Raw genomic sequence first — 19126 nt, forward strand, 5'->3', positions numbered from 1 at the left:
AAGGAGACGGGGTGCGTGGTGTAGGAGGTGGGGGGTAGGTAAAAATTTTTGACTTACCCTTACAGGTCAAAACGATCGATGATTGAGAAAAGAAGGTGATTGTTTTTCTTGATAAAAGTCATCCCGGACAAGATTCAGATCAAAAGCGATCGCTTTTGCTGTTTTAATAGGTTTGAGGTTGAAAATTATCGGGAATATCGAGTTCAAATACTTGGTCATGAATCCGAGCCACATAAAACCCTTCTTGCAGAATTTTTTCGCGTAATTCGTTCGATAAGTCAACCGATGCTAGTATGCCATAGAGTTTTTTATCTTTGTGTTCAGGAAAAAAGCGGCGAAACCGTTGCAAAATACTTTTTAATTGTGTAATAGACTCTTCTCTGGCATGACTTTTAACCTCAACGATATAGGCGGTATTTAGCTCACCATTGGTATAGGCAAGGAGATCAATTTCTAGGTGTTGTCCATCTTTACTGACTCGCACACTGGGACTGATAACTTCCATACCAAACCAGCAATTCTCATTTTGAAAACAAAAGAAGATAAAGTTCTCTATGTGAACAAGAGAACTTCTGTCTAATTATCATTTTTTTTCAAGATAATCATCATAATTAGCTTCAAGAGACAGTTTTAAAATATCTGCCCATAAAAAACTTATCTCAACTCATAAATTTAGCTGAAATTCTGACCTAATTTCTGGTTTTTTTCAATGAATAAAATAATCTTTCCTTCTCTCGAAAAATTGACATTTTTAACTAGAATTTATTTTTTTGAGCGGGACATATTCGGTAAGAATAAACAAGAAAAACTCTGACCAATTCTTAAACCAAAAATATTTTAATAAAGTACGAATATCATTAAAAAAACTGGTGCGAGTAACTAATAACTCACGAATCTTTTGATAAGTATGATTAACTAAATCTAAAACGGTATGAAATAAAAAAGCTAGTAAATTTAAAGACAACAAGAACTCGCATAAATGACTTTGACCATGACCAAAATTATGTTCTAAATTATAACCGTGATTTTTAAGAACGTTATTTCCTTCATTCTCAACTTTCCATCTGCTGCGTCCAGCTTTGACAATTTTTTCAACATTATTTTCAGTAATTTCATGATTGGTAATCCAATTATTTTGATAGATAATTTTCTGTGTTTTTTCATTAATGACCGTGACTTCACACCAATTAACTTCGAGACTTGACTCGACCTCTCTCAGAGGAACTCTAGAAACATAACGATAACGATAAATGAGATTCTTTCCTCCATCCCATTGTTTCTTTTCTACGGCTTTAACTTCTCCACTTTTTTTTAAAAATTCTAGCCATTCATATAAGGTTTTATGAGAAGTTTCAAGACAAACAAAAATAAAATTATAACCTTGTTTTAGAGCTAACTCACAGATAGGTTGGCGAGAGTATAAGTCATCTCCTAACAGGGTTACAGGATAACCATACTTCTTTTGATGATTCTTATCTAACCATCTTTTAACAGCCGCATTTTCACAATCTTGTTTTTGCTGCCCATCTTGTTTTTTAATAAATTCTGGTTCTAAATTAATCACTTGTTTTTGCTCAGGAGAAACCACAATTGGCGTGACGCAACCATGAAAATAAGTTGTCGTTCCATTACGAGCATTGCGGCAATTACAATGGGGACAACTAATTTTCTTTGAAGAAAAATATTCCGTACCATCTAAAGCTATTAAAATTTCCTCATCTAAGTAGAAAAATTTTTTAATAACTCCCTGTTTTTTTAACCATTGATAGACTTGTTGAAAAGAGCCAAATATTGTGGCAGCTGGGATAGGATCTAACAGGTTTCTGATTTGATTATCACAAGGTATTTTTTTGATACCAAATAAACTTGAAGCATTATCTTTTCCCTTACTACTTTTCATCAAACGTTGATGCTCTAAAAAAGAAGGTGACTGAGTAAAAAAAACCGAAAAAGCCGCCTTAACTGCATCTTCTACCTGATATTTGGTATTGTTTCCTGGTTTTCTGTCATCGGGTAAGTCATGTAATTCTTGAACTAAAAATTGTATTAATTCAGGAATTTCTAAAGTCACAGCCTTTTTCGTCATCGCAGAACAGTTTGATTAATTAATATTTCCAACTTAATAATTTTACCTCAACAGACAACAATCATCAATTTTTATTTGGTTCTCTTTCTGATGTAGAGAACTTTTGTTCTAGATTTCTCCCATCTTTCAAATATTTTGAGTATAAATACTCTATATACTCACTTCTCTGCGATGCAGTCGCACTCGCGGGAGCGCATTTTGTAGCTTGCTTAAAGCTTTGTTTCTGTCTGTATCACTTGTTACTTTTTAAAATGAGAATTGCTGATACCAAACCGTTGTCTGAGAATCGTTTCCATTGAAGGGAGAGCAAGTCCTTCGGTAAAGCTGCCGAATTTTGTCCCGAGTCCCCCAATTTGCTGACCTAATTCTTTGAGTTGTTTGTCAGTTTTCTGCTGTTGTCGGTCAGTTTCCTTGATTTGTTGGGCGTTTTCCTTCTGTTGTTGACTGACTTCCTTCAATAGTAGGTCAGTTTCCTTGAGTTGTTTGTCAGTTTCTTTTTGAGCAGCAGTCAATTCGGCTTGAGCAGTCGCTAATTCGGCTAAGAGTCTCCATACGTCTTCGGATGTAGTTGCCATAGATGATTTTTTCTCTCTAATTTGGTCTATTACTATTTTACTGAATTTTGCCGATTAATTAATAATTAATCATTGTTAATTAATGGGACAAGAATCACCGCCACCAGCCACTAACATCCCTAATACTTTGATACACTTCTCTTCAGGCAACCTCCCCCCAAAATGAAGGATTAAAGGGACTAAATTGGGAATAGAATTAACAATTATCTTCATTCTCTTTGATTTTTTGACTAATTCATGACTGGTTCGCTGAACGCTGGAAAATGCTAACGTTGATGGGTTATTCATTTGACAGATCATAGAGTTCTAAGCCTTTAATAAAACAAAAATCTCTCAAATTCAATGTATATAGCTTAATATTCTGCACTAATGCTGTTGAGGCAATGATAGCGTCAGGGATGTTGAGTTTGTGACTGAGGGAGTAGGTTTCCATTAAGTTAATAAATTGATTGGATATTGCGACATCTACAGGAAAGGTATGTAGCAATCCGAGATGTATTTTGATTTTGTTTAGTTCATTTTTATTGATTGCTCCATAATATAATTCGGCTTGAGTAATGGAACTAATGGCTAGTTGATTTAGTCCAATATGGCGAAGCTCTTCGATAATTCTATGGTTGTTTTTATAGAATTAAATGAGGATATTGGTGTCACATAAAATCATCGGTTTTCTTCTCGCCATGCTGCTTCACGGATAGATTTAGGGGTAATATCCCTGTCTTCCCACAATCCTGCTAGGGCAAAAAAATCTTGCTCGTTATCAGATAATGTTGTTTGATCTTCGATGATTTCTACGGAGTCAACAAAATCTAAAGCAGTTAAAATTTTAGAGAGTGTTTCTGCTTTTTCTTGGTCACGAATGTGTACGATTAGTTGTTTCATGGTAGTTTATTTTGTATTGATTTGGTATTAATGATCATTGTCTAATTCTGTTTTTAGCCAATTAAGAATCGGAGAACTAATACGAATTACATAATCAACTAACTGTTGTGATAAATCTAAAATTTCTTGTTTAGATAGATAACCTGCATAAAAACCAACCAAGAGAATTCCTAATGTTCCTTTGACGGTTAATTCCATAGCTTTGGCAACTCTTCTTGCTAATTTCTCATCTATAATTACCCAGTCTGGTTTGATTGAAATTGCCAAGAGAATAACTTCTAATTCTCCTCGATCTAATCCTAGTAATAGCGGTTCAAGAGGAGATGATGATGCAACTTCTTGAACTTGAATCCAATTGGCATTTTTGAGTTCTTTTGCCCCCGGTTTATTATCTCCAGCGATGACAATTTCTTGATAAACTGCCCAAGGAATAATCACTTCATTAAATAGCTGATTAAGAAGATCTAATTGATTAATCAAAGATAAGGCGATGATCGGTGTAGAATTAACAATTATCTTCATTCTCTTGGATTTTTTGGGCTAATTTACGGCTGGTTTGTATTTCTGATTCCCATTCTTCTGCTGTGTAATCAATAATGGAAAAACCATACTCAGAGAGAAGTGTATAAAATGTATATTTATCGCAGCCTAATACTTGTGCGCCGATTCCTGCTGAAATTTTTCCTTCTTGATAAAGATGCCCTAATGTATAAATGATAACTTTACGAGAGAAGGCTTCTTTTTCTTCTCTGGCGGCAATGAGAAGTTCTTCGGGAAATGTTACGTTAATGTTCATGAGTGTTTAAAAATAATTTGTTTTTCTTGATTTTAGCAGGAATAATATCGCTAATTAATTGATGGTTGATAATTAAGATTCTCTATATTTTTCTCTTTAGTTGTTTATAAATTTCATCATCGTTTCGTTTGTCAATCAGCAAGATTTCTAGTGTTTGCTCCTCAACACGATAAACGATTCGATATTCACCAATATCGGCTCTATGATAAGAGTATCCTTTTAACTTTAGAGAATCTTGGGGATAGGGATTTGTTCTCAGTTCGGTTATTTTTGTGGCTACTTGTTTGGCGTGTTTATCTGGCAGTTTTTTTAAGCGTTTAGTTGCCTGTCGAGATAGGTTAATCTTAAGCATTTAAAATTTCTGACAGTAAAGCCTCACTTTCTGTTGTTCCGATAAAACCTTCTTGATGAGCTTTTTCTGCCTGTAAAGCCAAAAGTTGATTTTCTAACTCGGAAAATCTCTCAAATTCCTCGATTGACAGCACGACTGCAACATTACGTCCCTTTTTTGCTATCTTTACTGGTTCTCTTCGAGCCAAGTCTAACAGTTCGCCAAAGCGATTTTTTGCTTCTGAGGCTCCTAATGTTTTCATAACTAACCTTTATAGAAACTAGCCATTATGACCATTTTAGCTATTATAGCAATTATTGACAGGGCAATCACTTCCACCAGCGACTGACATCCCTAATTCCTTGATGGACTTCTCTTAAGGCGACCTCTCCCCCAAAATGAAGGATTAAAGGGACTAAGTTGGGAATAGTTTCGAGGAAATTAGAACGAGTGAGAGTTCCCAAAGCATGAAGGGCATTTTCCCAGAAAGATAAGTCAACATTGGCAGGCGTTAAGGTGGCTGTTAATGCTTTTAATGCCTCTGCACGGTGGTATTCAGACCCAATCCCTCTGGCCGCTTCTAAGGCTTCGGGTAACAAACTTTCCGGTAAATGGGGAGCTAACCTGGTCAATGCCAATGCACGGCTATCTCCATCCCCAATCCCTCTGGCAACCGCTAAAGCTTCGGGTAACACTTCCGGTAAATGGGGAACTAAATTGGTCAATGCTCTTGCACGGTTATCTTCATCCCTAATCCCTCTGGCAACCGCTAAAGCTTCGGGTAACAAACTTTCCGGTAAATGGGGAGCTAATTTTGTCAATGCCAATGCACGTTTATCTTCATCCCCAATCCCTCTGGCAACTCCTAAAGCTTCCGGTAACACTTCCGGTAAATGGGAAACTAACTCGGTCAATGCCCATGCACGGGTGGATTCAGACCTAATCTCTTTGGCAACTTCTAAGGCTTCGGGTAACAAACTTTCTGGTAAATGGGGTGCTAACAAGGTCAATTCGTATGCACGGGTGGATTCAGACCTAATCTCTTTGGCAACTTCTAAGGCTTCGGGTAACAAACTTTCCGGTAAATGGGGAGCTAACTCTGTCAATGCTCTTGTACGGTCCTGTTCATCCCCAATCCCTCTGGCAGCTTCTAAAGCTTCGGGTAACACGGGAGCATCTCACTTATGCAATGAGTATTAATACTTATAGCAGTCAAAAACTAGAAAATCTTCAACTTGATCACAAAGAGAAATGAGATTATAATAGTTATAACTTACAATTCAGAATAGCTCTCGATGGGAGGAATAATTCAATGTTATCAGAAAATGAAAAAAGAATTAAAGAGTTATGTCAAGAGTTAGGGCAATGTCTCTATGAGCAATCCCAAATTAAGAAATTTAATAACTTGGGAGAGATAGAGGAGACAGTCAGAGATTTAATGATTCATTATGTTAACCCAGAAATCGGTATTTTTTTGTCAAAACAAGCACAGAAGAAACTGCCGGTCGGACGAGAAAAGTGAAAAGTATTTTGGGGGAATTACCAATTACAGAAAAACAAGCGAAAAAATTAGAAATAAAGTCTCGGACTCAGATGAGTCCAATGTTAGAGAAGAACTGTTTGCTATTAAGTGGCGATGAATCCTACGAAAAATCGGCGCAGAAAATCAAATCATTGACAGGGATTGCTGTTTCTCACAGTACCCAACAACGCCTCGTACATCGATATGCTTTTGAAGAATTACCGTCTAACCCAGAAGTGGAAGTGGAAGAAATGAGCCTAGATGGCGGTAAGGTACGACTAAGAACTGCCAAGGGAAAAGCCTTAATTTGGCGTGATTATAAAGCAGTGAGTTTTCATCAACTGGGGGTAGCGGCTTTTTTTCAAGATAACTCAGCTTTATTAGATTTGGTTAATTCTCAAGTTTTGGCCAAGCCTTTAATTTGTTTAGGAGATGGACATGATGGTATCTGGAATTTATTTCGTGAGATCGGAGAGAAACAGGAAAGAATTGAAATATTGGATTGGTATCATTTAATCGAAAACCTCTATAAAGTTGGCGGGTCATTCCAGCGAATTGAGGAGGTAAAATGTTTTCTATGGAAGGGGGACGTGGACGCCGCTATCTCTTGTTGTGAAGGATGGTCAGAGCCGCAAGTTGAGAATTTTATTACTTATTTAAACAAGCATAAACATCGAATTGTCAATTATGGTTATTTGCAGGCAGAGGGGATTTCCATTGGCTCTGGCTCCGTCGAATCAAAAATTAAACAAATTGCTCATCGTCTTAAAATTACTGGTGCAAGTTGGCAATCTTGTAATGTACCGCAAGTCCTTCGTCATCGCTGTGCTTATCTAAATGGTTGCCTTTTTTAACTTTTTTATTGATCTCATTAAGCATTTCTACTTATTGCAAAGGTGAGATGCTCCCGGGTAACACTTCCGGTAAATGGGAAACTAACTCGGTCAATACTGATGCACGGTCGGATTCATCCCTAATCCCTCTGGCAATTGCTAAAGCTTCTGGTAACAAACTTTCCGGCAAATGGGAAACTAACTCGGTCAATGCTGATGCACGGTCGGATTCATCCCTAATCCCTCTGGCAATTGCTAAAGCTTCTGGTAACACTTCCGGTAAATGGGAAACTAACTCGGTCAATGCTGATGCACGATAGTATTCATCCCCAATCCCTCTGGCAACTGCTAAAGCTTCGGGTAACACTTCCGGTAAATGGGAAACTAACTCGGTCAATGCTGATGCACGATAGTATTCATCCCCAATCCCTCTAGCAGCTTCTAACCCACATTCCGCACCCTAAGCTGTCACAGAGAGAAATTACGGAGAGAAAAAATCAAAGTGAGCATAAAAATAAACATAAGGAGCGAAAAAAGGCATTTGAGAAACAGTAAAGCACCAAAAATGGCATCAAAACCTATTCTCAATAAGGAGCAATAAGAATTAACACCACCTAGAGGAGTCAACAGATAAATAAAAGAAGAAATCCAAGAGATAAATCATAATTTAGACTAATCAATTAAAGTAAAAAACTAAATTATAGACATAGTAAAGTGGAGCTATAAATCAAAGATATTAGCTCATGTTCACTCATAGAAATTAAATTGATAGAGATAATAATTAGGTGGCTAATTGATAGTAACGTAAACAATCATCTGGTAAAAGACGCAAGATAAAATCTCTGTCCTTATTCCAATTAGAAATATGTTCCTCCTGATTAAGTGTAATCAAATGAATACAATGAAAGCATTGAAAAATCCAGCGTAAAGTAGGGGAATTAGTTGCTTTACCTAATTGATTTTTAATTGTTGATTTAGACTCTTTCAGAGCATTTCTAATTTGACGTTGAGCCAATGTATAAACCAAGAGACATAAACCCATAATCATTCCCATAGACTCTATTCTCTCAGGACTTTTAAGGAAAATACTATCGGCAAAAAATAATGGGTCTTTGAGAAAACCAAACCCCCGTTCACATGATTGTTGAGCTTTATATTCCCTGAGCATAGAATCATCACTAAGTTCCTGTGAATCTAAAACATTCGTAGCAATAATAAAACATCCTGCACTCAGCAATTCTGTATTAATTTTACTTTCATCCTGGCAGACTGTAGCTGATATTTGGTAGGATATTTCATTTAGAGAATCTTTTTTATTAGATTTGGCTGGAGTAACCTTACTTTCGTTAATTTGGTGATATTTGAACTGGGTTGATAATTTTGATAATGCCTTGATAGCATCTGCTTCACAAGCAAATCTCTCTTGTGATAACTTTTTCAAATCAAGAACCGCTTTTGATTCGGCTTTGGTAATTTTTTGGGTTAGTTTACGCAGGTCTGATTCTCTTCTTTCTTGACTTTGTACTACTAACCATCTTTGTTCTATTCCTGCATAATTTTCGGTTTTTGATACTAATTTATATCCTGGTATTGTACTATCAATAAATTCTGATTCTGGTATTGTTGATATTAATGATTTTGCTGCTTTTATGCTTAATGGTACTCGACATAACCACTGTAAATCTGACATCATTTTCAGGTTTGATTCTGTATATAAGGCAGAGTCAGCAACCATGAGACTATTAACTTCTAATTGTTTGTGATATTCTACTGCTATTTGACCAAAACATGATGAGTCTGCTTGGTTTCCTGATGCTAGTTTCAAAAATATTGGGATGTCTCCATCTCCTGAACATATCATTTCTATGATGAACTGTTTTAAGTCCGGCCGATGGTCACGAGAATAACCATAAGTGATGGTTATTTCTTTTGGTGATTTTACTGCTATTTCTTCTAATTCTTGGTTATTTCCTATTTTTTGATTCTCAAATATTACTTCTGGTAAGCTAGTGTTATACTGCCCATGTACGTGGATTGATGATGAGTCTAGATGTGATGTTGATAGTGATACTCCAAATTTTTGGGCGGCTTTTACTGCGATGATGAAAAATATTGTATCTAATCCTTTTATAAATAGTTTATCCATGACTCTCCCCAATTTATCGTCGTTGAGATATTCTGGTTTTACTCCTGTTCCTATTAGATGTTCACAGGCGATTGTTTCAAAATATTCGGGAAACATATATAAGGGTTTGGAAACAAATCCTAACCCGTTGATTATCATGGCTTTTACTACTTGACCTGCATTTACTTTTTCGTCTTTTTCGACTCCTATCAATTCGTTTATTATTTCTACTATTCCGATTGAGTCTATTATTCCTGCCACTATCCCTAGATGGTCTATGTTCTGAATTTCTATTTCTTGGGGTTTTAATTTCACAACAGATTCCTCCACTACTTCTAAGTACCTAAGCAAAATTAATTACACATATCTAACCCCGCTCTTGCCTCTTGCCTATCTTCACTAGGAAATTAATTTTGCACGACTACTTATTGTAATCAATTATTTCTTGTTTTCTGAACAATTATTTTTTTCTCTTGAATTTTCTCTTTCTCGCTCCATACCCCTTTTAATGCTATATATTCTCATTAACCCTTTTAACCTTTGAATTAATTTTAGTTATTATGTACTACTTTAATGGCTTTTTTGATCTGTGACAGTTGAGGGTGCGGAATGTGGGTTCTAAGGCTTCGGGTAACACTTCCGGTAAATGGGAAACTAACCCGGTCAATGCCCATCCACGATAGTATTCACCCCTAATCCCTCTGGCAATTGCTAAAGCTTCTGGTAACAAACTTTCCGGCAAATGGGAAACTAACTTGGTCAATGCTGATGCACGATAGTATTCATCCCCAATCCCTCTAGCAGCTTCTAAGGCTTCGGGTAACACTTCCGGTAAATGGGAAACTAACCCGGTCAATGCCCTTGCACGTTTATCTTCATCCCCAATCCCTCTGGCAACCGCTAAAGCTTCAGGTAACACTTCCGGTAAACGGGAAACGAACCTTGTCAATGCTGATGCACGGTCGAATTCATCCCCAATCCCTCTGGCAACCGCTAAAGCTTCGGGTAACACTTCAGGTAAACGGGAAACGAACCTTGTCAATGCCCATGCACGGTCTGTTTCCTTGCCTATCCCTCTGGCAACTTCTAAGGCTTCGGGTAACACTTCCGGTAAATGAGGAACTAACTCAGTCAATGCCCATGCACGGTCAGATTTATCCCCAATCCCTCTGGCAACCGCTAAAGCTTCGGGTAACACTTCAGGTAAACGGGAAACGAACCTTGTCAATGCCCATGCACGGTCTGTTTCCTTGCCTATCCCTCTGGCAACTTCTAAGGCTTCGGGTAACACTTCAGGTAAATGAGGAACTAACTCAGTCAATGCCCATGCACGGTCAGATTTATCCCCAATCCCTCTGGCAATTTCTAAGGCTTCGGGTAACAAAGTAGGAGTAAGATAGGGACTAATTGCTGTTAATCCTCCGGCTTGCTTCTCAGAATCTGGATTTTGCCGTACATAAGCCAAACCCTGAGCAGGTGTCCAGATTTCATGTTTAATCAGTAAAGCAATTAATTCTGGTGGAATATTGCCCGCCAAACTATTGAGGGAAGTAGTTATTAAGGTATAACGAACCTGTAACCCAATCGACTCACTGGGATTCTCAATAAAATGCTCCTCCGCCAATTGCCACGCCCGGGAAACATCCTTAATAAAAACTGCTGTTTTCCCTTCCCTTTCACACTGACTATACCAACCATTATGACCTTCTGCCGTTTCTTCCCTCAGTAATTGATGAATCTGGGCTATCTGTCCCGCTTTTTCTAAATGCCAGAGCAATTGATTATAAATGTAGCCATCATCCTCTAAACTGTGCCAGTTTGATCCCCCTAAATCCCCCTTAATAAGCTATCCATTAGTCACATCTTTCTTAACATAAAATTTGACAAAAAGAGAAAAGTGTGCCAGATGGCTCAAGGGGGTTCTATGGGGGAACTAATTTGATGAGACAGTTTCCAAGTCTCGCTGATATCATGTAACCTTCGCAGTCCCAACCAAATAGTTTTAACACCTGGTTCACCGTCACCTTTTCTACCTAAAAACCCCCCAAGAGAAGCAATCATTCTGACCGCTTCTCGAAAGGAGGGCGGCTTTTTAGGTGGCGGACTCTTTTTATGAATAGTGGCACACAAAGATTGCCATTCATGTTCTTCCAAAAAACTTTCACAACTCTCCTCTCCGTGTAAGCGTGCTTGATAGGTTAACCAAAGTAATCTCCAAGCTACAATTGAATAGGTAGCTAAGGCCATCTCAATTCTCCGACCCGTTTCTAATTGCAGTTTTTCTAATCCACAACCACTTTTTAAAACAAAATGATAGCGTTCTATTAACCAGCGATAACTATACCAGCGCACACAGGTTATCGCTGATTCAAAGCTACTAATGTCTAGGCTAGTTAAGAGGAGCCAACTGATAGGATTAACTCCAGGACGCGGATTTTCTTCTTCAGCTAAAATTACCTGTAATTTGACCGGTTGACGAGGGTTCGCTTTCGAGTGATGCTTAGGTACTTGTATTTCAAAACTGGCAAATCTAACTGTTAGTTTAGCTAGTCTAGCCTCGTGATTAGGATTGCGTTTTACTTGCACATCTAGGCTACCACAGGCTTTTATTTCTCTGATGGATTGATGTAAATATTTAGTCTCTGGATGCCCTGACCTTTGCTTGTCTTCGAGATAGTTAACTTTTCGGTTATGAGTTCCTCGAATTAATAAATGAGAGTTAGGATTTCTTGACTGGGCAAATAAATCAAATATGTCTGCCTCAGAATCTCCGATTGTTACTACTTGAATTTCTTCGGGTATTTGTTGTTGTGTTTCTGACAAAGAATCTAACCATCTTTGACTTTCTTTTTCTTGAGTTTCTCTTTTTTTTCTTTGCTTGGCAATCCCTAAATTCTTTTCTTCTCTTGCCCAGACATATTGATTAATCAGTCCTAAAGGTACTCCTTGCGCTGAGACTCCTAAGGTGGTATGAACTTTGAGACCAAAGGATGTTTTACAATCTAGATAACCCATTCCTTTTTTGGCTTTTTGCGTCGTAAAGTCTAAACTTGTTGTGTCTTGCACTGCCAAAACTATTGGATGTTCTTTGATTCTTTCTACTGTACTTTTAGCTTGGGCGGCAATTATATCTGAGGGGTGAAAATAGGGGGAATTCCAAAAGTCGTAGGTGGCACTGGCGGCGGCTAGATTTCCCGAAGCTTGTGGCACACTTGTACTAGGTTGGCTGGCCAAGTTTTCTACGATACTGATTAACCTTTTCTTTCTTCTGGTGTCCCCTAGGTCTGCATACTGTAATTCTTGGGCTGCCCATTTCTCCATTTTTTTGCTTACCTCCACCTTAATTCCTTCTTTCAAAACTATACCTATCAATCGTTTCCCCTTTTTTTAAGTTTCTTCTCTTTTTGTTAAGAAAGATCTGACTAATGGATAGCTTAATAAGGGGGACTTCCACCTCTTTTCCCCCCTTTTCAAGGGGGGTTAGGGGGGATCTCTCCTTTTCAAGGGGGACTTCCACCTCTTTTCCCCCCTTTTCAAGGGGGGTTAGGGGGGATCTCTCCTTTTCAAGGGGGACTTCCACCTCTTTTCCCCCCTTTTCAAGGGGGGTTAGGGGGGATCTCTTAATCTGTTTTTGATACCGTTGTAAAAGTTGCCCATGCGCTTCAGAAATCGACAAACCTAACCCCGGTAATTGATAATCCGTTTCAGGATGAGGAGACGCTAGGATCAGATTTCGGGCTAAATCATGTAACAAATCATGGACCCGATAACTCGTTAATAGTTCACTAGAAACCCCCGTTAATAATAAAGCCTTACTCCGTAAATATCTTAAAGTTTGTCTCGCTTTTTTAACCAGACAATCCCATAAAGTCGCCGCCATTTTTTCGGTAATGGTAACATCATCGGGTAACACCCCTAACCAGCTAAATTGTCTCAATCTTTGCCCATTTAACCGCTTTAAACTGAGATTAAAGCAAGCAATTAAACTATAATGTTTTCGTTTTTCTTCATTGGCAGTATCTCCAGCTTCCAAGCGATCTAAAATTTCTAAATGAGCGATTTCTGCTCGTAAATCTTCGATTAATTCAGCCCAAGGAATCCCATCTTCAATTTGTGCCGCCGTTAACTCCAATGCTAAGGGTAAATAACCGACAATTTTGGCTAATATTTTGGCTTGTTTCTGATCTGCTAAATTTAATTCATGCTTTAAATAACCCGTTAATAAGGCTAAAGATTGAGTTTCCGTCATCACATCCAAATCATAACGAATTGCCCCTTTAACGGGAACTTCCCTAGTGGTTACTAATAACTTACATTGATTTACTGCTACTCTAAAAGGATCAATATCTTCTACATTCCAGAGATCATCTACCACTAATAAAGCCTTTTTATCTGCCAATAAAGTCCTCAAGTGTAAGGATGCCGCATCAATACCCGTCGGCTTAAAATCATAATCTCCTAAAGCTTGAATCCAGCCATGAAGAAAGGATAAAATATCTGGTTGTTGTCCTAATGTTGCCCAGAAAATGCCATCAGGAAAAAAAGCTTGGACTTCTTTTTCTTGTGCTAATGCCGCCGCTAAAGTGGATTTACCAATCCCTCCTAATCCATAAATCGCACTAATAACTAATGTTCCAGTTTTTTCCGTTGTTGCTGACAATAAAAGTTTTTTTAACTCAATACTAACCTCTGGACGTTCGACAAAATAACTCGGTTTAGGAGGAGCTTGATTGCGATAGGAAGAAGATTTTAAAGAAGCGGATATAACGGGTTTAGGTTCAGGATCAATATCATGGTTTTCTAATATCTCACACCATTCGGGATTATCATAAACCCTGGCCAAAGATTCAGCTTCTAAAGATGCCGGACGATCTCTAATTGGCTGTTTAGATTGTACCCCAATCACTAACCCATAACAAACAATTGCTGATCCCGATGTTCCTTGCCAAGGTGACTGATCTTCTGCTAATCTTTCTAATTGTTCATCGGTGGGTTGTATGTCTTGACTATCTTTAATATTTAATAACAAACGGTGATGAGGAACACGATTAGCTACATCAATAGTTCCCTCAATATGTAACCCTGTGGCGTATTTTATCTCATCTTCAGCATACCGTAAAAATAAAGGAAAGCCCAAACAGTCAAATTTAACTTTTTTTGTGGTATTAGCATCAGGTAACACCCCAAAAACTACAGGATTACAAGTTTCGATAGTTTCTGGTAATTCAACTAAAGCTATATCGATATTATCGGGAGCTTTCCAAATTACTTTAGCGTCTATATCTTGCTTATCAGAATAGTTTGATGCTGATCTAAGTCGTACCTTACAGTCGTTACTATTATCAAATAGATGCCGACAAGTCAAGAGTAAACGTCCCCCAATTCGATAGGCAGTGCCATACTTAGGGGCAACAATTTCTAAAGCGCGATCGGGTTGGAATTGGGGCATAACTTATCGGATTGATGTAACCTATTCTTCTGGGATGGTGATGGGTTACGCTTCGCTAACCCATCCTACAAATTAACTGCTTTGAGCGCAAACATTGCGCTTCTAGGGGTATAAAATTCTAATCGGGAATATCATCACTTGCTGTCTTGATAGGTCCTCCATCTTTCCCAATGGGTTTAAGGGGAATTTTAATTCTATGGGTTATCGTATCTTTATTGGTGACACCCCCACCCATTTCTACTACCCAAAATTTCAGCCCACCTTTGCCTTCTTTCGACTGCTCAACCACAAATTGAAACTCTAATTCAATTTCACCCACTTCAAAGCGAATCTGCTCACCCTCAGAGGCTAAAATAGATTTACTCAGTTCAACCCGCAATGCTTCTAAGGTTTCTCGAAGTCCAACTTTATTGATGTCCATAATTCTCTAGTTATTTTTGAAGGATGCAGACAAAAACCCTTTCAATTCTATCGTTTTTCTGAAACTTTAGGGCAGAGAGATTGCCTTTCTCAAATGACATAATAGCCCAACCCGATCGCTAAGGTAAGCGCGGGTTGGGAAAAGAAATCGACCTAGTATTATCTCAAGACTAAAATGACAAATTGAATTAGTATCGAGCTATTTTGCCAATACAAGGTGTCAAGATCAAACTAAGGAGCTAAACGTTGCCTTTGCCAACTGCCATCTTCTTGACGATAATAACAGAGACGATCGTGGAGACGACTGGGGCGACCTTGCCAGAACTCGATTAAACTAGGAATTAGGCGAAAACCGCCCCAATGAGGAGGACGGGGAACTTCACGACCCGCATATTCTTCTTTTAGTTCTGCTAGGCGTTTTTCGAGGATATCTCGCCCCGAAATCACTTCACTTTGATTGGAGGCCCAGGCCCCTAAACGAGATTCCCAGGGACGGACAAAAAAGTAATTATCCGATTCCTCCTCGCTGATTTTTTCTACAGTTCCCTCGATCCTAATTTGCCGTTGCAATTCTCCCCACCAAAACACTAGGGCTGCATTGGGATTGGCGATTAATTCCTGTCCTTTGGCGCTTTGGTAGTTGGTAAAGAGAACAAAACCGCGAGGATCGAAGTCTTTTAACAGTACCATGCGGGCCCGGGGTTTACCCTCCGGGGAAATAGTGGCTAAAGTCATAGCGTTGGGTTCCAATCTTCCCGAAGATACCGCCCGTTCTAGCCATTGTTTAAATACAATGAAAGGATCGGCAGATGTTTCTGACTCTAGCAATTCTTCGAGATTGTAGTCCAAGCGCAGGTCAGCGATCGATATGTCCATGGTTTTGCTTGCTAAATTTTATCCTTTGAGATCCTACAAGATTCTACAATCATGACTATCACCTCGGCCAGTGATGCGATCGCCTCTCTTTTAGAAATGGCGGAACAGGGAGAAATTGACCCCTGGGATGTGCAGGTTATCGATGTGATCGATCGCTTTTTGGCAGAATTGGGGTTATTAAATGATCTAGATTTAGCCATGGCCCAGGCTAATTTACCCCAATCGGGACAGGCTTTTTTATGGGCTTCCATGTTAGTTTTATTTAAGGCTGATACCCTAGAAAGATTGTCTTTGGACCAGCAAGAAGAAAGTCTGATTGATGAGGAAATTAGCGAGTTAGAACGGGAATTAAGAACTTTACCCCGTTATCTAGAAAATCATATTCGCCGTCGTACTGCCGCCCCACCACCGCGAAAAAGACGGGTAACTTTGCAGGAGTTAATCACTCAATTACAACAGATTGCCCTAGAGATTGAAGCTTTACCGAAACTGCCTGTAGTTGTCCCGAAACCCCGGCCCCAATCCCGACGGGAAGCGGTACAAATTATCACGGAATTGGCCCACCAAGAAAACCTGACGGAATTGGCAGCGGAACTGGACTTTTTTTTGCAGAGAAAGTTTTTTCAATTAGAGAAAAATGAGATAGAGTTTGAGTATTTATTAGATTTATGGCAAGCGGAAAAGCCTTCTAGTCACTCGGCAACACAGGAAAAGGTGGCGATTTTTTGGGCTTTACTTTTACTGGCTTCTCAATCAAAAGTGGAGTTAAAACAGGAGGATTTTTATCAGGATTTAACTATTTGTTTGATTAGGGTTTGCTGAAAAAGTTTTTTCTAGAGGCAGGGTGTGCGGTGTCGGGTGTGGGGTTTTAAGCTAAGAGGCATTACAGCTTATTGACTCCTATCTCCCTGACTTCTTTAAACATTTCTTTTTTTCTCAAACCATGTTTGTAATAATTCCCCGGATTCCTTGGCTAAAATTCCCGCGATTACCGGTAAACGATGGTTAGAAAAAGGACTATCAATAAAATTAGCCACAGTGCGGATAACTCCTGTTTTGGGATCGTCAGCACCGTACACTAATAATCCTAATCTAGCCTGAATGATTGCCCCAGCACACATGGGACAGGGTTCGAGGGTGACGTAGAGGGTACAATCATTTAAGTGCCAATTGCCTAAAACCTGACTAGCGGCACGAATCGCCAGAATTTCAGCGTGAGCGGTGGGATCATGGTGTTTTTCCTTGCAATTAGCCCCTTGAGCGATTAAATGTCCCTCTTTATCCACGATAACCGCTCCCACAGGTACATCACCCCGATCCCCCGCAGTTGCCGCTAAATTTAAAGCTAACTGCATCCATTGCCGATGTTTCTCATAGGCTTTTTCATCAATAGACTTTAGATAGTCCCACATTTAGCCAGTAAATTATCTAATTTTTTCTGACCATCCAAAGCATACAAATCATCACAACCACCGATATGTTCATTATTGATAAAAATCTGTGGTACACTGCGTTTACCGTTGGACCGTTCGGCCATGGCTTGACGAGCGCTTTCATCCCCATCAATCTTGTATTCGGTGTATTTTACCCCTTTCCAACCCAGCAACCATTTGGCCCGAATACAGTAGGGACAAGTTGCCCAAGTGTAAATTTCCACATTGGCCTTGATATTCTCGTTATAACGCCCAAAAAGCGAGTTAAATAGATTTAGCATCTTGTGACTACAGAAATATTTATCTCTATTTTATGGATTCTGCTACCAAAAAAGCCCGATTACGCAAACAACTAATTGCCCAAAGACGATCGCTTTCTAAGCATATTTGGCAAGAAAATAGTCAGCAACTTTGCAAAAATTTACAATCTTTGCCCCTCTTTCAACACGCTAAAACCATTCTCGCTTACTTCAGTTATCGTCAAGAGCCGGATTTAAGTTCCTTATTTTGCCAACACCATCGCTGGGGTTTTCCTCGTTGTGACGGAGATAGCCTGACTTGGCACTGTTGGACTGCCGACGATCCCCTAGAATTAAATCGTTATGGCATCTATGAACCAACAGCGATCGCTCCTCTCATTTTACCAGCCGAAGTGGACTTACTATTAATTCCCGCCGTCGCTTGCGATCGCCAAGGTTATCGCTTAGGTTACGGGGGAGGTTATTTTGATCGTCTCTTACATTCCCCCGAATGGCAAGCTATCCCCTCGATCGGGATTGTCTTTGACTTTGCCTATCTCGATACCCTTCCCGTCGATACTTGGGACCAAAAATTACAGGCAATCTGTACCGAATCGAGAACCGAAATTTTTTAAGTAGGTAGGTATTAAAAACTTTCAGATCCCCCCGCCTATCGGCACCCCCCTTATCAAGCTATCCCTTATAGGGATCTTTCTTAACAATTTTTTCAGTAAGCACTCCAACCCTTATCCTGACTTGATTTCAGTTTTTTCCTTGTCAGTAAGGGTGTCAACAAGGAATATTACAGATTGTTAACCGAGTCTTGAAAGCCTTGTGCTACAAAGGTTTGAAATGTTAAGAAAGATGTGACTAAAGGACAGCTTATCAAGGGGGGCAGGGGGGATCGAACCTCAAACCCATTTTTAATTTAATTATAACCAGCTACTTAACAATTATTTCCTTTTGTGTGATCGGTTTAACTTATATGGGAGCGATCAATCTTTGTGTCCTTTGTGTCTTTGTGGTTCGTTCTGGTCGTTCGCTGGCACTGTATCTTAGAATACATTTTACCCACCGACTACTCATATATTAAGTTTTATTGAATCCGATCGACCCTTAAGATAGCTTTGCTAGGATGAAATTCACATCAGGAGATGTTTATAGTAATCACTGGAAAAAGTCAACAGGGAAGCAATGAAACACTTTCACGAACCATGGATTCAAGAATGGTGTCAAGAAAACGGCTGGACAGAGCTATTTCTCGAACGCTACAGTAATTATTGGGCATTCCCTCCCAATGCCGTGATGCCAGAACCAATTCCCACCAAAGTGTTACAAAAAATTAAGCGCCAAAAAGGTCTATCCCCTGCCGAAAAACTTTGGTTAGGAATGGCGATCGGATTGACTGTGACAGCCTTAATTCTCTGTATCACCCTCGCTTGTCCTATGCCTATAGTTCTCGCTTTCGCTTTTGATGCTGTCACCGCAGCGCGATTGGAAGTGGAATATTAACCCAGCAAAAATTGAGAAGTAAAAACCCAAAAAGGGGGAGATTTTTC

The 19126-nt window shown here is 39.1% G+C and carries 21 protein-coding genes and 3 pseudogenes; 4 read left to right on the forward strand and 20 right to left on the reverse strand.

Annotation, left to right across the window (positions count from 1 at the left end):
* Positions 1 to 163: 163 nt before the first annotated feature.
* The 11 genes and pseudogenes from B5D77_RS18460 to B5D77_RS27410 all read right to left on the reverse strand — a co-directional run.
* Positions 164 to 511 (reverse strand): annotated as a pseudogene (locus tag B5D77_RS18460) (DUF3782 domain-containing protein); the annotation flags it as partial.
* A gap of 326 nt (positions 512 to 837) precedes the next feature.
* Positions 838 to 2086: pseudogene (locus B5D77_RS18465) on the reverse strand (ISNCY family transposase).
* A 263-nt stretch (positions 2087 to 2349) separates the two neighbouring features.
* Positions 2350 to 2661, reverse strand: a pseudogene (locus tag B5D77_RS18470) (DUF3782 domain-containing protein); the annotation flags it as partial.
* Between the two features lie 75 nt (positions 2662 to 2736).
* The gene (locus B5D77_RS26300; protein WP_173915172.1) at positions 2737 to 2949 is read right to left on the reverse strand and encodes a hypothetical protein; all 213 of its coding nucleotides are present in this window, start codon (positions 2947 to 2949) and stop codon (positions 2737 to 2739) included.
* Positions 2942 to 3271, reverse strand: coding sequence for a type II toxin-antitoxin system VapC family toxin (locus B5D77_RS18475; RefSeq protein ID WP_371515170.1), 330 nt, complete (start codon positions 3269 to 3271; stop codon positions 2942 to 2944). Before B5D77_RS18475 ends, B5D77_RS26300 begins: the two co-directional genes overlap by 8 nt.
* A 50-nt stretch (positions 3272 to 3321) precedes the next feature.
* Entirely contained in the window at positions 3322 to 3543 is a 222-nt protein-coding gene (locus B5D77_RS18480) for a hypothetical protein (RefSeq protein WP_002780145.1), read from the reverse strand.
* Positions 3544 to 3570: 27 nt separating this feature from the next.
* Entirely contained in the window at positions 3571 to 4065 is a 495-nt protein-coding gene (locus tag B5D77_RS18485) for a DUF3368 domain-containing protein (protein ID WP_106909401.1), read from the reverse strand.
* A complete protein-coding gene (locus B5D77_RS18490) occupies positions 4049 to 4339 on the reverse strand; it encodes a UPF0175 family protein (RefSeq protein ID WP_079206348.1) in 291 nt (96 codons plus the stop codon). The genes B5D77_RS18485 and B5D77_RS18490 overlap by 17 nt, the downstream gene beginning before the upstream one ends.
* A gap of 82 nt (positions 4340 to 4421) precedes the next feature.
* Positions 4422 to 4691: a type II toxin-antitoxin system RelE/ParE family toxin gene (locus tag B5D77_RS18495; RefSeq protein WP_106909402.1), complete on the reverse strand. Its 270-nt coding sequence runs from the start codon at positions 4689 to 4691 to the stop codon at positions 4422 to 4424.
* Positions 4684 to 4932, reverse strand: a complete 249-nt coding sequence (locus tag B5D77_RS18500; RefSeq protein ID WP_002739617.1) for a type II toxin-antitoxin system Phd/YefM family antitoxin — start codon at positions 4930 to 4932, stop codon at positions 4684 to 4686. Before B5D77_RS18500 ends, B5D77_RS18495 begins: the two co-directional genes overlap by 8 nt.
* 67 nt (positions 4933 to 4999) lie before the next feature.
* On the reverse strand, positions 5000 to 5839 hold the full coding sequence (locus B5D77_RS27410) for an apoptotic protease-activating factor (RefSeq protein WP_254052988.1): 840 nt from the start codon (positions 5837 to 5839) through the stop codon (positions 5000 to 5002).
* Between the two features lie 143 nt (positions 5840 to 5982).
* On the opposite strand from B5D77_RS27410, the gene B5D77_RS18510 reads away from it, so the two are divergent.
* Positions 5983 to 7046 (forward strand): ISKra4 family transposase gene (locus B5D77_RS18510; protein WP_106908108.1). Its coding sequence is split into 2 segments (ribosomal slippage): positions 5983 to 6139 and positions 6139 to 7046, totalling 1065 coding nucleotides; the frame shifts between segments, so codons are not numbered across the junction.
* A 31-nt stretch (positions 7047 to 7077) separates the two neighbouring features.
* Here the strand turns inward: B5D77_RS18510 and B5D77_RS18515 are convergent.
* The 7 genes from B5D77_RS18515 to pdxH all read right to left on the reverse strand — a co-directional run bounded on the left by B5D77_RS18515 (position 7078) and on the right by pdxH (position 15895).
* Positions 7078 to 7422: a hypothetical protein gene (locus B5D77_RS18515; RefSeq protein WP_106909403.1), complete on the reverse strand. Its 345-nt coding sequence runs from the start codon at positions 7420 to 7422 to the stop codon at positions 7078 to 7080.
* A gap of 384 nt (positions 7423 to 7806) precedes the next feature.
* On the reverse strand, positions 7807 to 9465 hold the full coding sequence (locus tag B5D77_RS18525) for an IS1634 family transposase (RefSeq protein ID WP_104395285.1): 1659 nt from the start codon (positions 9463 to 9465) through the stop codon (positions 7807 to 7809).
* Positions 9466 to 9715: 250 nt separating this feature from the next.
* Entirely contained in the window at positions 9716 to 10927 is a 1212-nt protein-coding gene (locus tag B5D77_RS18530) for a hypothetical protein (RefSeq protein WP_216824526.1), read from the reverse strand.
* A 134-nt stretch (positions 10928 to 11061) separates the two neighbouring features.
* Positions 11062 to 12471 carry an IS4 family transposase gene (locus B5D77_RS18535; protein WP_106909948.1) on the reverse strand — a complete coding sequence of 470 codons (1410 nt, stop codon included), beginning with the start codon at positions 12469 to 12471 and terminating at the stop codon, positions 11062 to 11064.
* A 19-nt stretch (positions 12472 to 12490) separates the two neighbouring features.
* Positions 12491 to 14599 (reverse strand): NB-ARC domain-containing protein, encoded by a 2109-nt coding sequence (locus B5D77_RS18540; RefSeq protein ID WP_254052989.1) that lies wholly within the window; start codon positions 14597 to 14599, stop codon positions 12491 to 12493.
* A 118-nt stretch (positions 14600 to 14717) separates the two neighbouring features.
* The gene (locus B5D77_RS18545) at positions 14718 to 15020 is read right to left on the reverse strand and encodes a trypco2 family protein (protein WP_106909404.1); all 303 of its coding nucleotides are present in this window, start codon (positions 15018 to 15020) and stop codon (positions 14718 to 14720) included.
* A gap of 230 nt (positions 15021 to 15250) precedes the next feature.
* A complete protein-coding gene (gene pdxH / locus B5D77_RS18550; RefSeq protein ID WP_002787824.1) occupies positions 15251 to 15895 on the reverse strand; it encodes a pyridoxamine 5'-phosphate oxidase in 645 nt (214 codons plus the stop codon).
* Positions 15896 to 15946: 51 nt separating this feature from the next.
* Between pdxH and B5D77_RS18555 the strand changes: the two genes are divergently transcribed.
* Positions 15947 to 16717 carry a segregation/condensation protein A gene (locus B5D77_RS18555; protein ID WP_106909405.1) on the forward strand — a complete coding sequence of 257 codons (771 nt, stop codon included), beginning with the start codon at positions 15947 to 15949 and terminating at the stop codon, positions 16715 to 16717.
* Between the two features lie 95 nt (positions 16718 to 16812).
* Here the strand turns inward: B5D77_RS18555 and tadA are convergent, their stop codons facing one another.
* A complete protein-coding gene (gene tadA / locus B5D77_RS18560; protein WP_106909406.1) occupies positions 16813 to 17307 on the reverse strand; it encodes a tRNA adenosine(34) deaminase TadA in 495 nt (164 codons plus the stop codon).
* Positions 17292 to 17609: a glutaredoxin 3 gene (gene grxC, locus B5D77_RS18565; protein WP_002751734.1), complete on the reverse strand. Its 318-nt coding sequence runs from the start codon at positions 17607 to 17609 to the stop codon at positions 17292 to 17294. Before grxC ends, tadA begins: the two co-directional genes overlap by 16 nt.
* A 32-nt stretch (positions 17610 to 17641) precedes the next feature.
* Here grxC and B5D77_RS18570 point away from each other — a divergent pair, with 32 nt between their 5' ends.
* The gene (locus B5D77_RS18570) at positions 17642 to 18202 is read left to right on the forward strand and encodes a 5-formyltetrahydrofolate cyclo-ligase (RefSeq protein ID WP_106909407.1); all 561 of its coding nucleotides are present in this window, start codon (positions 17642 to 17644) and stop codon (positions 18200 to 18202) included.
* Between the two features lie 559 nt (positions 18203 to 18761).
* On the forward strand, positions 18762 to 19079 hold the full coding sequence (locus tag B5D77_RS18575) for a hypothetical protein (protein ID WP_008203728.1): 318 nt from the start codon (positions 18762 to 18764) through the stop codon (positions 19077 to 19079).
* The last annotated feature ends 47 nt before the right edge of the window (positions 19080 to 19126 follow it).

It is taken from the genome of Microcystis sp. MC19 (assembly GCF_003019735.1).
Taxonomy (GTDB): domain Bacteria; phylum Cyanobacteriota; class Cyanobacteriia; order Cyanobacteriales; family Microcystaceae; genus Microcystis.